Origin of the sequence: Phocaeicola dorei, assembly GCF_013009555.1 — a bacterium.
Taxonomy (GTDB): Bacteria; Bacteroidota; Bacteroidia; order Bacteroidales; family Bacteroidaceae; genus Phocaeicola; species Phocaeicola dorei.
Genome location: NZ_CP046176.1, coordinates 3264262 through 3279915 on the forward strand (window position 1 = coordinate 3264262; position 15654 = coordinate 3279915).

Here is a 15654-nt window from a genome sequence, read left to right on the forward strand (position 1 = left end):
GGATATAAAAAGACGAAAGAAATGATGAAACATACATTATTATATATAGCCGTATCAGGAATGACTTTGCTGACTTCTTGCCAATTAGGTAAGCACTACACACGTCCCGACTTGCATCTGCCCCAACAATTAGATACGCTACGACAACAGGATACATTATCTATTGCCGATATGCAGTGGTGGGAAATCTATACGGACACAACCTTGCAAAGCTTGATAGAAAAAACGTTGGATAACAACAAAGACATGAAAATTGCTGCGGCACGTGTAAAAGAACTTGCCGCAATGAAGCGCATAGACTTTGCCAACCTTTTCCCCCAACTGAACGGAGGCGCTTATGCTCAAAAAGAAGGAAGTAATTATGGTGGTAACAACTATAAAAATGACCCCGAACTGGGTGGTAAACTTACCGTAACTTGGGAATTAGACCTATGGGGTAACCTGCGTTGGGCAAAAGACAAAAGCATAGCACAATTCCTGGGAAGCATCGAGGCGCAACGTGCCTTGAAAATGAGTATTGTGTCCGAAGTGGCACAAGCCTATTTTGAATTGGTCGCATTAGACAATGAGCTGAACATTGTTCGTCAAACACTCTATGCCCGTAAAGAAGGAGTACGCTTGGCAAAACTTCGTTTTGAAGGAGGACTAACTTCAGAAACTTCTTATCAACAGGCACAAGTGGAGTATGCACGTACCGCAACTTTAGTTCCTGAACTAGAAAGGAAAATTTCATTGAAAGAAAATGATATTGCATTTTTAGCAGGCGAATACCCGCACCGCATACAGCGTTCCATTCTACCCGAAGAAGTAAAACTACCTGAAACATTACCAGTAGGTCTACCCTCCACTCTGCTGGAACGTCGTCCCGATGTACGTGAAGCAGAACAGAAATTAATAGCAGCCAATGCCAGTGTAGGTATTGCCTATACCAATATGTTCCCACGACTTAGCCTCACAGCACAATATGGCGTAGAAAGTGAAGAATTCTCTGATTTCTTCAAATCGCCCATTCATTATATCAGTGGCAATCTTCTAACTCCTCTCTTCGCCATGGGAAAATACAGAGCAACCCTACAGGCCAAAAAGGCCGCATACGAACAGGAATGCTACAGCTATGAAAAATCAGTGCTGACTGCATTCAAAGAGGCCCGCAATGCCATTGTGGACTTCAATAAGATAAAAGATATCTACGAATCGCGCCTGCAACTGGAACGTTCCTCTAAAGCAACAATGGAACTGGCCCAATTGCAATACATCAATGGAGTAATAGGCTATCTAGATGTATTGGATGCACAACGTAGCTATTTCGACGCACAAATAGGATTAAGCAATGCAATAAGAGACAAACAGATTACATTAGTAAAATTGTATAAAGCATTAGGGGGTGGATGGTAACCATCCCCTCTTTTCTGTATCTTCCTTTATCCGGAAAATCAAATTAAGATATATGCCTGATAGGACGTATTGTTCTCTACCGGTGTAAGTGACAAATAACCCGACTTCACTTTTCCATTCTCCAGATATAAAGGATACTTTTCTTGAAGCGCAAGATGAGAATGCCATGCCTCACCAGGCTTTGCATAATATTCTATAACATACCGTCCCTGCACGCCATCACACACATAGTTATCATATATCAAGCGTGCTACCACTCCCATATTCATACGAAGATTTATTTCCACACACGGATGAATGGCATACCCGCTATTTTGGGTACGGCATATCATCATATCCACCCCCAGATAGCCTTCGTAACTCCCTTTTATCACCTCTGCCAACTCTACCTGTAACGCCCTCCCAACCTGATGTAAGATTTCCGCAGAAACATAAGTGGATATCCTCGCTTCAATAACCCGATCCGCCGCCAACAAGTTTTCTTTATAAACACCTCTCTTATCCGTTTCAAATAAGGAATACCCTATAAAATGTACCTGTCCCCACTCGTCTGCAAAAAACTCCATGGCAAAATCCAAAAGCTTATCATAAAAAGGTTCTCCTATCACCTCATGCTGAGTGGTAAGTATGTGTCGAATCCACCCTTCCAGAGGGATGGGAAAACTACCTGAAACATATTGTATCCCTCTTCCACTACCAGACCATGGCGCTTTTAACAAAGCACGAGAATGAGACAACACAAAAGCCTTCACTTCCTCTGTTGACGACAATACAAAAGCCTCCCCCAATATGGGAATATTCCCACCTATATGTCTACAAAGGCGGCGTAACACTTTTACAGCCGTCTGACGTCCGGATATTTGACGGATACGCTTCATACGCTCTACTGAAGGATATGCTGTATCAGGAAATCCAGCTTCCTGCAAACGACGCACCAAAGACGGATTCCATCCCCAAGGAATCACCTTATTATAAATGGGTACGAATTCTAAAACCCAATTGACCGAAAGCGGCAAAAAAGATTGTCTTTCCATTGTTTTCATACGCTGAGCAGAATCCAGCCACACAGTTCCTCCCTCTTCTGCATACCATGCAGGCAACATGGATAGCTCGGCCGCCATTCGTCGTGCACTGGCAGGTGCCATATAATAAGGATCACCACAAGCTAATGCCATATCATTTTCCGGATTGAATAAATAAAGCGCTTCCATTTCCGGACACAAAGATAAATGTTTTAGAGTACAAACCATTTCTCTTGTCCGTCTTTTAGTAGAAAAAAAAATAATATTTTGCTATCTCCAGTTTGCAATTTGAATTAGTATTGCTATATTTGCAGCCGATAAAAAAGCAACCATGGAAACCTTTTACAGAACACACAGTTATCTGGTGGAACATACAAATGCTCCTGTTCGCCGGGACTTGATGGACGAGATAGACTGGAATGACAGACTGATCGGTATCAAGGGTACTCGTGGCGTAGGGAAAACGACTTTCCTCCTGCAATATGCAAAAGAAAAGTTCGGAACGGATCACTCATGTCTGTTCATCAACATGAATAACTTTTACTTCTCTAAATATACATTAGTGGAGTTTGCCGCAGAATTCGTAAAACGAGGAGGAAAAGTTTTGTTGATAGACCAAGTGTTTAAGTATCCCGAATGGAGCCACGACCTGCGTGCTTGCTATGAAATGTTTCCTACTCTGAAGATTATATTCACCGGATCATCCGTGATGCGACTGAAAGAAGAAAATCCAGAACTGAGCGGCATTGTCAAGGTATACTACCTGAGAGGTTTCTCATTCCGCGAATATCTGAATTTGCAAAGCGGCAATTGTTTCCGTGCCTATACCTTACAAGAAATTTTGGAGAATCACGAACAGATAGCGAAAACCATCCTGCGCAACGTGAAGCCCTTGGATTATTTTCAAGACTATCTGCATCACGGTTTCTACCCATTCTTCCTGGAAAAACGTAACTTTTCGGAGAATCTGCTAAAAACCATGAATATGATGATAGAAGTAGATATACTTCTTATCAAACAAATTGAGCTGAAATATCTTTCAAAGATAAAAAAATTACTATATTTGCTAGCTGTGGACGGACCCGTTGCTCCGAACGTCAGCCAGCTGGCCACGGAGATTCAAACTTCACGTGCCACGGTGATGAATTACATTAAGTATCTGGCAGATGCGCGTCTTATCAATATGGTTTATCCCAAGGGAGAGGAATTTCCCAAGAAACCTTCCAAACTGATGATGCACAACACCAACCTGATGTACTCCATTTATCCGGTAAAGGTCGAAGAACAGGATGTACTGGATACATTTTTCATGAATACCCTGTATAAGGACCATAAACTATATAAAGGCGATAAAGGCACTTCATTTATGGTAGACAACGGACTGCATTTCCGTATTTGCGCAGAAGGGTGCAAGTTCAAAAATAATCCAAACGTGTATTATGCCCTACACAAATTGGAATTAGGACACGGAAATATGATCCCATTATGGCTTTTCGGCTTTTTATATTAAGAGATAGAGAATAGATTTTATTACCTAATAATTAGTAATTGTATGACTAAACAAAAAAAATTCATCACTTGTGATGGTAACCAGGCAGCAGCACATATCTCGTATATGTTCTCTGAAGTAGCTGCTATCTATCCCATCACTCCGTCGTCTACTATGGCTGAATACGTAGACGAATGGGCTGCCGCAGGTCGTAAAAACATCTTCGGCGAAACAGTTTTGGTACAAGAAATGCAGTCAGAAGGCGGTGCAGCAGGTGCTGTTCATGGTTCTCTTCAGGCAGGTGCGTTGACTACCACTTACACTGCATCTCAGGGTCTGTTGCTGATGATCCCTAACATGTACAAAATTGCCGGTGAATTCCTGCCTTGCGTATTCCACGTATCGGCTCGTACATTGGCTTCACACGCATTGTGTATCTTTGGTGACCATCAGGACGTCATGTCTTGCCGCCAAACAGGTTTCGCCATGTTGTGCGAAGGTTCTGTACAAGAAGTTATGGATATGGCTGCTGTAGCTCATCTTGCTACTATCAAATCTCGCGTGCCATTCGTCAACTTCTTCGATGGTTTCCGTACTTCTCACGAAATCCAAAAAATTGAAATGCTGGAGAATGAAGATCTGGCAGGTCTGATTGATCAACAGGCTTTGGCAGAATTCCGTGAACGCGCGTTGAATCCTAACAACCCTGTTGCACGCGGTATGGCTGAAAACCCCGACCACTTCTTCCAGCACAGAGAATCTTGCAATAACTTCTATGAAGCAGTTCCGGCTATCGTAGAAGAATACATGAACGAAATCAGCAAAATCACAGGCCGTCCTCATGGTTTGTTCGATTACTATGGTGCTGAAGACGCTGAACGCGTAATTATCGCAATGGGTTCTGTTACAGAAGCTGCCCGCGAAGCTATCGACTACTTGATGAGCAAAGGTGAAAAAGTAGGTTTGGTTTCTGTACATTTATACCGTCCGTTCTCTGCTAAACATTTCTTGGCTGCTGTACCTAAGACTGCCAAGACTATCGCAGTTCTTGACCGTACTAAAGAACCGGGAGCAAACGGCGAACCTTTGTATCTGGATGTTAAAGACTGCTTCTATGGAACAGAAAACGCTCCGGTTATCGTAGGTGGACGTTACGGTTTAGGTTCTAAAGACACTACTCCTGCTCAAATCATCGCTGTATTCAAGAATTTGGCTCTGCCAATGCCGAAAAACCACTTCACTGTGGGTATCGTAGACGATGTAACTTTCACTTCTCTTCCTCAAGAAGAAGAAATCGCATTAGGCGGTGAAGGTATGTTTGAAGCTAAATTCTACGGATTAGGTGCTGACGGTACTGTAGGTGCTAACAAGAACTCAGTGAAAATTATCGGTGACAACACCGACAAGCACTGTCAGGCTTATTTCTCATACGACTCTAAGAAATCTGGTGGTTTCACTTGCTCTCACCTCCGTTTCGGCGATACTCCTATCCGTTCTACTTATTTAGTAAATACTCCGAACTTCGTAGCTTGCCACGTACAAGCTTATTTGCACATGTACGATGTAACTCGTGGTTTACGTAAGAACGGTTCTTTCTTGTTGAACACTATTTGGGAAGGTGAAGAACTGGCCAAGAACTTACCGAACAAGGTTAAGAAATATTTCGCACAAAACAACATTACTGTTTACTATATCAATGCAACTCAGATTGCTCAGGAAATCGGTTTGGGCAACCGTACCAATACCATCCTGCAATCAGCATTCTTCCGTATCACAGGCGTTATTCCTGTTGACTTGGCTGTAGAACAGATGAAGAAATTCATCGTTAAGTCTTATGGCAAGAAGGGCGAAGACGTGGTGAACAAGAACTATGCTGCCGTAGACCGTGGTGGCGAATACAAACAATTGGCTGTTGATCCGGCTTGGGCTAATCTGGAAGTTGAAGCTCCTGCTGCTAACAATGACCCTGCATTCATCAACGAAGTAGTTCGTCCTATCAACGCTCAGGATGGTGACTTGTTGCCGGTATCTGCATTCAAAGGCATCGAAGACGGTACTTGGGAACAAGGTACTGCTCAATACGAAAAACGTGGTGTAGCTGCATTCGTACCTGAATGGAATGCTGAAAACTGTATCCAGTGTAACAAGTGTGCATATGTTTGTCCTCATGCTTCTATCCGTCCGTTCGTACTTGACGCTGAAGAACAAAAGGGTGCAAACTTCGAGACATTGAAAGCTGTAGGTAAACAATTTGACGGAATGACATTCCGTATCCAGGTTGACGTGCTTGACTGTCTGGGTTGTGGTAACTGTGCTGATGTTTGTCCGGGCAATCCGAAGAAGGGAGGCAAGGCTCTTACAATGAAACATTTGGAAAGCCAGTTGTCTCAAGCAGCCAATTGGGAATACTGCGCTAAGAACGTGAAGAGCAAACAACATTTAGTAGATATCAAAGCCAATGTGAAGAACTCTCAGTTCGCTACTCCGTTGTTCGAATTCTCTGGAGCTTGTTCAGGTTGTGGTGAAACTCCATATGTGAAACTGATTTCCCAGTTATTCGGAGACCGTGAAATGGTTGCTAACGCTACCGGATGTTCTTCTATCTACTCTGGTTCTGTTCCTTCAACTCCTTATACTAAGAACGAAAAGGGTCAAGGTCCTGCTTGGGCTAACTCATTGTTCGAAGATTTCTGCGAATTCGGTTTGGGTATGACTTTGGCTGACAAGAAACTTCGTGCACGTATCGAAGCTGCTATGAAGGATGCTATCGCCAGTGATACTTGTCCAGCAGAATACAAAGAAGCATTCCAGGAATGGATTGATGGTAAGGACGATGCAGACAAGAGCAAAGCCGCTGCCGAAAAGATCATTCCAATGGTGGAAGCTGCTAAAGATAAATGTAAGAACTGCGCTACCATTGCAGAATTCAAGAACTATTTGGTTAAGAAGAGCCAATGGATTATCGGTGGTGACGGTGCTTCTTACGATATCGGTTACGGTGGTTTGGACCATGTGATTGCTTCCGGCGAAGATGTAAATATTTTGGTATTGGATACTGAAGTTTACTCTAATACTGGTGGTCAGTCATCTAAGGCTACTCCGCTGGGTGCTATCGCTAAGTTTGCCGCTTCAGGTAAGCGTGTACGTAAGAAAGACCTTGGTATGATCGCTACTACTTACGGTTATGTATATGTTGCCCAGATTGCTATGGGTGCTGACCAAGCTCAGACTTTGAAAGCTATCCGTGAAGCAGAAGCTTATCCCGGTCCGTCATTGGTTATCGCTTACGCTCCGTGTATCAACCACGGTTTGAAGGCAGGTATGGGTAAGAGCCAGGCTGAAGAGGCTAAGGCTGTAGAATGCGGTTACTGGCACTTATGGCGTTTCAACCCTGCTTTGGAAGAAGAAGGCAAGAATCCATTCATGCTTGACTCTAAAGAACCGAAATGGGAAGGTTTCCAGGATTTCTTGAAGAACGAAGTTCGTTTTGCCTCTGTAATGAAGCAGTATCCTGCTGAAGCTGCTGATCTGTTTGCTGCTTGCGAAGAAATGGCCAAGAAACGTTATGCTTCTTACAAACGTATGGAAGCAATGAATTGGAGTGAATAATTTCTAATACATGCATATAAAAAAGGCTTGTTCATGAAGAACAAGCCTTTTTTATAACCTTTTCCTACCATTAGTATATATGAGGCCACGCATACGTATGCACAAAATAAGACCTCAATTTCAAATATTTCTACTTTTACCATCACTATTTATGGCTTAAGGTTACCAAAAATTTCCTACCTTTGCCACATAACATTATGAAAAACCTATAAACATGAATACTCTAACCAACCTGAAATACACATTGGCTGTCACAGCCGGACTGTGCTCCTCTTTTGCATACGCACAAAACCATCCTCATATCATACTGATAATGACAGACCAACAGCGAGCCGATGCCATAGGCTGTATGGGAAACGATGCTGTTATCTCCCCTAACCTAGACGCACTAGCTGCCGAGGGAACATTATTTATGAATGGCTATTCTTCTTGTCCAAGCAGCACTCCGGCACGTGCTGGTCTGCTGACCGGACTTTCTCCTTGGCATCATGGCTTGTTGGGATATGGAAAAGTATCTCCCGAATATAAATACGAAATGCCACAGATGCTAAAAGACGCTGGTTATTATACTTTTGGAATCGGGAAAATGCACTGGCATCCCCAACGGGTAAAACATGGTTTCGAAGGCACTCTGCTAGATGAAAGCGGACGCGTGGAAGACGAGAACTTCACCAGTGATTACCGCCAATGGTTCCAAACAAAAGCTCCCGGAAAGAATCCTGACGCCACCGGTATAGGCTGGAACGACCATACGGCAAGTATATATAAATTGCCCGAAAACCTCCATCCTACCTATTGGACAGGAGAAATGGCCTGTGAACTTATCAGCAACTACGATCCGACCAACAAACCGTTATTTCTGAAAGTTTCTTTTGCCCGTCCACACAGTCCGTATGATCCACCACAAAGATATCTGGACATGTATGAGGATGCCCTAATACCCGATCCTGCTATCGGAGACTGGTGTGGCAAATACGCAAAAAAACTAAATCCTGAAAAGACGGCACAAGACGCTCCATACGGTAATTTTGGCAATGAATATGCACGCAATTCCAGACGTCATTATTATGCCAACATCACTTTCATTGACGAACAGATAGGCAGAATTATCCAAACATTGAAAGAAAAGGACATGTATAATGACGCATTAATCGTTTTCATTTCCGATCATGGCGATATGATGGGCGACCATTATCACTGGAGAAAGACTTATCCATACGAGGGCTCCACTCATGTGCCATACATCGTGAAATGGCCTTCCGTCGACCACGTTACACCGGGAAAAACAGACGCTCCTGTAGAGTTACGTGATATTCTTCCCACTTTCCTTGATGCAGCCGATGTGACCATCCCCACTGACATGGACGGCCGTTCTTTGTTGCCACTTGCCAAAGGCATGGAAACAACCTGGCGCAAGTATCTGGATCTAGAACATGCCACCTGTTACAGTGATGACAACTATTGGTGCGCACTGACTGACGGCAAAATAAAATATATATGGCGTATCCACACCGGTACCGAAGAGTTATTCGACTTAACCCAAGACCCTCAGGAATTGCACAATGCCGTCAATGACAAAAAATACAGGAAGCAGCTGACGGAAATGCGTAATGAAATGATCCGTCATTTAAGTGAACGTGGCGAAGAGTTCGTGAAGGACGGTCGATTGGTGGTCAAGGAAAAGACCATGCTTTATGGACCTAATTATCCGGGGAAAGAAAATAAAAGATAATGTACGTTGTACAGAGGGATCGTCTCCAATTGTCCCACTTTTTCCTACAACAGAGTTTTATAATTCTGCTGTCACTGTTGTCACCTATTCCCTGCAACCCCTATAAACAGGAAGTTAGAGAGGTGGTGGCAGCACATTATTTTATGTACAAAAATGCCTACTGCCACCACTTTATCCACCTTGTTACATGGTACAAACCTACTTTGTTTGTCCACCAGACAGGACAAGCCTGTGCAATGAACACGATAGGCTTGTACGGTGAACACGGTAAACTTGTGCAGCCTCGAAACAACGACTTTCCTTGCCAAAGTATTCAGAATCTTGATACAAGTTCTGTCGGATCCTGCAGCAAGTTCCACGAAATCCTGTACCAAGTTTTGCCGTTACACCCAGCATCCTTCCCTTTCGGAGGAGAAGGATAAACCGATAGCCGGAAAGACTTAAACTAAAGGTCGGAAGATATAGATCTTTGAAACGAAACGTCTTGTTCTTTTTATCAGACGTCTTCATCTTTTTTGCAAACATCCTTGTTTTTTCCGAAAAGAATAAAGGCTTTCGGAACGATACGGGACTGTGACCGGAAACAGATTTCTACACATACGTATGTACGTGTAAAAAAATATCCTGCCACCTGCTTGCTATAATGACTGACCCCGAAACCAAATTCCCTTTTCCATAACTTATCGGGCAAGCTAATCAGAGCTCATTCCAATAGCATAGGAAAAGCGATGGAACATCAAATTCACACCGCTTTATCTCTAAAAACAAGAAAATGAGTTTCCAAGTGAACCTCCATTTCACCCGACAGATTCTTCATTTCAGCAAGAAAGGATGCACGAGTTTCATCAAATTTCTGAAGCCCCTCTATCTTTCTATTTTCCAACAGTTCCTGCAGTCTGTTCACAAATTAAAATATAAAGCCTAACCCTAACGACAAATTGGAAAGAGCCAATTTATCTTTCCCTTCATTCTTCTCGTCAGTAATATTAGCCGATTTCAGACCTTTTTGATAAGCAACATTCAAAAACAAGCGCTTCCAATAGATGCTGCCCTGTATGGCAATTCCCCAGTCAAAACGGTTAATATTACCTTTAGGATCGTCCCCATCATCATTCTTGCCAAAGGAGGGACAATCATCTTTGGTTATGGTATGTTTATTTTCTCCATATTTGTCGGGGGATACTGTCAAATATGTATCCGACTCATATTTAAACTTACCAAACAGCCCATAAGAGAAGTAAGGGCCCACTCCCAACTGAACCCTAAACGATTCTGACAAAGGTAAAGCATAAGCAAATAAAATAGGAACGTCCAAATAGCCCAGATTATGTTTTTGAGTGACACTAGTGCCGCGAGATTCTGTCACATCATATTTCTTATAAGAATCCAAATCGACCCGATGCGATTTTTTAGTAGTAAATTTATCATATTCATAAGTGATACCTTTCATAGAAAGTCCAATAGCAGGCTGAATACTAAAGTTGCCAATCACAGGAACATCTATAAAATAATGGACACTGTAACCCATATAGCTTTTATTATTATAATCTTGATCTGCCATAAGATCATTATACTTCCCTGTAGCACTGGTCATATTTAACCCCACGCGAATACCGGAAGTAGTTTGTGCTTGTGCCATAAATGCACATACGGACATAGCCATGATAAAAAACAGTTTCTTCATAATGCAGTATTTTTATTAAAATTTGTAATCTTGTTTTACTCCTTTCATAGTGAACAATAAAGAAAGACGGACAGACCAATTTTCATCAATAGCATACTCAGCTCCTATTCCTGCATAGAAACCTGGATGCATTTTAGATTCCTCTACGCTAGACATGCTGCTCATATTGAGCAGCCTTCGCATTCCACATTAAACCCTGTGCATACGATGTTAACGAAATTAGCATTAAAATGCTGCAATAATTGTCTTTTCCATACTTCGTAACAATTGACTCTATAAGTTTACATTTGCAAATGTATTGCAACTTTTATATTCAAAAAACTATCATTTGTCAAGATTTACACTAAACACACTAAAATAGATACCAAGCAGCTAAAATTAACGACTATATATACAATAAATAAATTATGCAAATAAGACAAGCTTGAAAATATATAAATTTAGGCTTCACATTCCAGCTCTATATGATATGGAATCGGAAGAACCATCAAAAGCCCAGTTATACTTTTCACCACCTCTCCAGACTGGCAGTATAGAACTATAGAACCATTTAAAACATAAAACAAACAGGCGTTCATTTCCGAGGAATAAACGCCTGTTTGTTTTGAATTTCACTATTCAGCCATATCAACAAATCTTTTTGGCAAGCAACCAATTTTCACTTCTGTTGACGAAGCCGGCTAACTTAAACACTTATTTTATTTCACGAATCAACATTCCCGGATAAAAATCGCCACCCGACACTTTTCGGAAAGTGGTAAAACCAAAGTCCGAACCATAAGCCTGTTCCTCGGAAGCCATATAACGATTATCCCAAATCAGATTCTCCTTAGGCTGAATCACTCCTACACGCTTATAAGTCATTTTGCCTTCTTTGCTCAGTTCGGCTTCCAGTACTTCAAATTTAGACTTTTCAGTGACTCCCTCTTTCAAGCCAATATAAGCTTTAAGGGGAGAAACACTAATTAAGGGGGTATTTACTTTGAACTGGTCAAAATTCTTTTGCAGACTCGCTATATTTTCATCAATGGCACGTTGGCATGCCTTTCGCACCATTTGCTGGGGCTCGTCCAAGTTAATACCCAAAAAGGAAGTGTTACTTCCATCACTATGCTGGCTGCCCACATACTTCAACTTGAACATCTTACGGTTATTATTGAAAGCATTCACCTTCTCCTTATTATCCTTATCAGTATAATATTGAGTATAGAATTTTGTTGCAGTCTCTTCATCCCAAACCAGTTGATAGAGATAAGTATCAATATTTACTTTAAACCCCTTATAGGATGCAACTATATCTCCCGTAGAATTACCTAAATCCATATAGGATGTCTCACCGGTGTAAATGGCCGCTGCCGCACCCAGCCCTTTGACAATTCCTCCCCACACACTTGAACCTTTTGAACGGTCAATATAGCGAATATCATTCACAATAAGAAAAGTATTTCCAATCAAGTCCTCACCGGCATCTTCCAACAGAGCGTTTCCGCGTTGAGTCTTGGATGCCAAAGCCTTGTCCAGTTCGGAAGCATTGTACAGCCCTCGTTCTTTCACCAGTTCTACATCACAGACCCCTGTCATGTAATCACGGTTAAACCAGCGTCCTACCATACGACTGGCAATACCATTATTTCTGATAAATTCATCTATCTCCTCATGGTTTTTATCCAATTTCTTTTCAGAAGTATAGATTACTTTTACACTTAAATCATGATTATTGTATTTATCAGGAACAGGAATTTTGAGAAAAACATCCTTTATTTCATCACCAAATTCTCTTCCTTCGTGATTGATCATCATGCTATAAAGAGAACTGCGACGATATTTTATTTCGCCGTCTCCTTGGGCTTGAATTTGAGCGGCGAATACCACCGTCAACAACTGTATTATAATGAATCTTTTCATTTTTCAAACATTCAATAATTAATAATCCCAATGTTTATCTGGAATGACAAAGGTTATCTTAAACATATTTGTATCCGGGTCAAAACGTGCAATCACTCGAAGAGCCTCTACTTCGGTCAAGCTCTTCTTGTCTTCCGCTAACATATATTGTTTGGCCAAGACCATATCCTCTTCTTTTTCGAACAAGCAAGGCACCAGTATCTTGCCATCCGGATCAATAATCCCCCACTTTCCATCGGACATCACATAAGCCATCTCATTATCAAAATTGGATGCATTGGCAAATCCCTGCTTCAGACGAACAGACTTTTGCACCCCATCATAAAGGTAATACAGGTTATCCTTTTTCACCCATATCAATTGCGGATTGACTATAGGAGCTACACCTTGCCACTCTAAAGGAACGACAACCCGGTTCTGCAAATCAATAGCCCCCCATAATTTGTTCAGGCATACGGATGCATACCCCCGATGAAAATTGCCTATACGGTCATACTTATCGGATACGATTTGTCCTTTCATATCTACATAAAACCAAGAAGCATTTTTTTGTACTCCCAAGCGCCCATTGTTCACACTGGTAAGCGAATTAGTATATTCAATAGGAATAACAACTGCCCCTGTAGAATCAATTGCACCAAAAGCCGATCCCTTTTGTACCACCCGGTATCCTTCATTGCTCAGGAAAGCCTTTGACAGGCCACCAATCACCTTGTTCCCCTTTTTATCTATGAAATACAATTCATCATCCAATGAAACCGGAGCTAAATTATGGCTGAAAGCCCCAAACTTTCCCTTTTCTGAAGAAGGTATTCTGACCATCACTTCAGCATCCAAATCATAATAAGCTTTAGCTATTTGCTTCTTTTCCACTTTAGCAAGCCTAAGCATATTGTCTGAAGGAGGAAGAATAGCCTGATTGGCTGTTAAAGGAATAATAGTATTTCCATGGACATCTACCAACCCTTGGGATTTCTTATTAATGAAATAAAAATAATCTACCCTCGATGAAGGCAACTGGGACTCAGCAGCATGAGGCTTGGGAAGCAGCAAGCTCTGTATCTCCTGCTTGGTAGCAGGAAATGCGGACTGGTCTGCCTTAGTATAAAAGGCAGCCTCATCAAGCAAAGCTCCAGTTTTCTTATCTCGCAAAATAGGGAAGTTGCCCACATCTTCATATTTGGCAGGAATTATTTCCCGCCCATTTTCATTGATTAACCCGAATTTACCTTTAGACACCATGTTGTTCTTTTTATCGTATTTGCCACCGATATTAACCCAACAGATTCCTTGGTCGTTGAAACTGCCTATAAAATTATAAGTAGGCTTCACTATGATATTGCCAGCTGAATCAATGAACCCGAACTTCTTGCCTTTCAAGACATATATCAGTTTTTTATTTAAATCTCCCATTGCCTCATAATCAGTTTTCAGGATTTCCTTACCTGTCTTATCAATCAACCCCCATTTTTCACCTGTATTACTACTAGCTTTATTGCCTATGAGTCCACCCGTTGTTAGCATTACTCCTTTTTTAGTATTTCCACCTTCAGCGACGGGGCAAACCCCGTTATAAAATTCACCGATATATGTATATTTCCGTTTTGTAATGATTTCACCATCTTCATTAATCAGACTGTATTTTCCATCTTTTCCTATTTTAGCGATACCGTCTTTAAAAGGGGTAGCTTCATCATATTTATACTTTATCACTACTGTCCCGTCTTCCGTCATAAAGCCATAACGCCCCTTTTCATTCTGCACGGCCTTCAACCTCTGAGCTTGCACAGAGCCACTGACCAGCACCAGCAGACATAGAATTAGGATAACTTTTTTATTTCTCATATTCTTTTTATTTAAAATCATTTGAACTTGAATTAATGGAGCCAAGTAATATTAGTAGTAACCGGTTGCTGCCCATTACCAAATGCTACACCTATAGCTCTGGCAGCTTCTATCCTCTGCTTTTTCAGCCCCGCTTCATCCTTATATTTCTCACGATTCTCAAAATCCCAATCACTGGTCACCTTTTGCTTTATTTCATTATACAAAGCTTTAGCTTCACCTTCACAACTACTTCCCGGCTCAATGAAAACCAACCAGTCAAAAGCCCTTGAAGCACCTTCCGCATCGGGTGACTTTGCCCATTCGGATCTGGCGTATTGCATAATCAATTGACAATTATAATTCACATATTGAGTATAATAAGTGTCTATCAGTTTACTAGCTTCCTCATAGCCGACACAACATTCAGGAATGGAGGTAACATAATACAATGCAGCATCATACTCATGCATAGAAGCACTTTTTTGCGCTTTTATCAATATTTGCCTATAATTACTATTATACCAAGAGATAATTTTTTCTTTCCCTTCGCGTATAAATTCTTGCATTTTCACGTTTTTGCCATTTATTGCACGGAAAGCATTGATATATGCCCGGTTAATATTAGTACCTACTCCTTTTGCATCCACAGTGAGAGTAGAAAATACTTTCTGCCCTACTGCATCTCCTATATACAAAGTCAATTGAACAGTAAGCGCTGTACTGACAGGAGGACCGGACAATGTTTCCTTATATAAAGTATTGGCCTTAGCTGTGATAAAGAATGGTGTAAAATTGGAATTGGCAACACCCCCCTGAGCGGCCACTGCCGCAGCTAAACGATTTCCTAAAATCTCTTGTACCTGAGATGGAAGTTCCTCTTTCTGGGCAGCTTTAGCTATTGTAAGGCTTATCTCACAATCCTGTGCTGCCGCAGACATGGCACAACATGCACACCAAGCGGTAAATATCATATTCCTTATTTTCATATCTT

General features: G+C 41.6%; 12 protein-coding genes. 4 read left to right on the top strand and 8 right to left on the bottom strand.

From position 1 onward, the window contains the following. Nucleotides 1–21 precede the first annotated feature (21 nt). Nucleotides 22–1395 (top strand): efflux transporter outer membrane subunit, encoded by a 1374-nt coding sequence (locus tag GKD17_RS13800; RefSeq protein ID WP_007833294.1) that lies wholly within the window; start codon nucleotides 22–24, stop codon nucleotides 1393–1395. Between the two features lie 38 nt (nucleotides 1396–1433). Here GKD17_RS13800 and GKD17_RS13805 read toward each other — a convergent pair whose 3' ends face one another. Continuing rightward, nucleotides 1434–2645: a hypothetical protein gene (locus GKD17_RS13805; RefSeq protein ID WP_007844328.1), complete on the bottom strand. Its 1212-nt coding sequence runs from the start codon at nucleotides 2643–2645 to the stop codon at nucleotides 1434–1436. Nucleotides 2646–2748: 103 nt separating this feature from the next. Here GKD17_RS13805 and GKD17_RS13810 point away from each other — a divergent pair, with 103 nt between their 5' ends. From GKD17_RS13810 to GKD17_RS13820, 3 genes are all read left to right on the top strand, one after another. Next, a complete protein-coding gene (locus GKD17_RS13810; protein ID WP_005852061.1) occupies nucleotides 2749–3927 on the top strand; it encodes an ATP-binding protein in 1179 nt (392 codons plus the stop codon). Between the two features lie 42 nt (nucleotides 3928–3969). Next, complete coding sequence (gene nifJ / locus GKD17_RS13815; RefSeq protein WP_007833281.1) at nucleotides 3970–7515, top strand: pyruvate:ferredoxin (flavodoxin) oxidoreductase; 3546 nt, start codon at nucleotides 3970–3972, stop codon at nucleotides 7513–7515. Nucleotides 7516–7729: 214 nt separating this feature from the next. Continuing rightward, the gene (locus GKD17_RS13820) at nucleotides 7730–9247 is read left to right on the top strand and encodes an arylsulfatase (protein ID WP_007833280.1); all 1518 of its coding nucleotides are present in this window, start codon (nucleotides 7730–7732) and stop codon (nucleotides 9245–9247) included. 80 nt (nucleotides 9248–9327) lie between these two features. Here the strand turns inward: GKD17_RS13820 and GKD17_RS13825 are convergent, their stop codons facing one another. The 7 genes from GKD17_RS13825 to GKD17_RS13855 form a co-directional block, all read right to left on the bottom strand. After that, nucleotides 9328–9621 carry a hypothetical protein gene (locus GKD17_RS13825; protein ID WP_170272832.1) on the bottom strand — a complete coding sequence of 98 codons (294 nt, stop codon included), beginning with the start codon at nucleotides 9619–9621 and terminating at the stop codon, nucleotides 9328–9330. A 368-nt stretch (nucleotides 9622–9989) separates the two neighbouring features. Continuing rightward, the gene (locus GKD17_RS13830) at nucleotides 9990–10151 is read right to left on the bottom strand and encodes a hypothetical protein (protein ID WP_007833277.1); all 162 of its coding nucleotides are present in this window, start codon (nucleotides 10149–10151) and stop codon (nucleotides 9990–9992) included. A 3-nt stretch (nucleotides 10152–10154) separates the two neighbouring features. Continuing rightward, nucleotides 10155–10931, bottom strand: coding sequence for a porin family protein (locus GKD17_RS13835; protein ID WP_007833275.1), 777 nt, complete (start codon nucleotides 10929–10931; stop codon nucleotides 10155–10157). A 15-nt stretch (nucleotides 10932–10946) separates the two neighbouring features. Next, a complete protein-coding gene (locus GKD17_RS23320) occupies nucleotides 10947–11096 on the bottom strand; it encodes a hypothetical protein (RefSeq protein WP_227191427.1) in 150 nt (49 codons plus the stop codon). 528 nt (nucleotides 11097–11624) lie between these two features. Next, complete coding sequence (locus tag GKD17_RS13845; protein ID WP_007833270.1) at nucleotides 11625–12836, bottom strand: hypothetical protein; 1212 nt, start codon at nucleotides 12834–12836, stop codon at nucleotides 11625–11627. A gap of 18 nt (nucleotides 12837–12854) precedes the next feature. After that, on the bottom strand, nucleotides 12855–14702 hold the full coding sequence (locus GKD17_RS13850; RefSeq protein WP_007833269.1) for a WG repeat-containing protein: 1848 nt from the start codon (nucleotides 14700–14702) through the stop codon (nucleotides 12855–12857). Between the two features lie 11 nt (nucleotides 14703–14713). Continuing rightward, nucleotides 14714–15649 (bottom strand): hypothetical protein, encoded by a 936-nt coding sequence (locus tag GKD17_RS13855; RefSeq protein ID WP_007833267.1) that lies wholly within the window; start codon nucleotides 15647–15649, stop codon nucleotides 14714–14716. Nucleotides 15650–15654 lie beyond the last annotated feature (5 nt).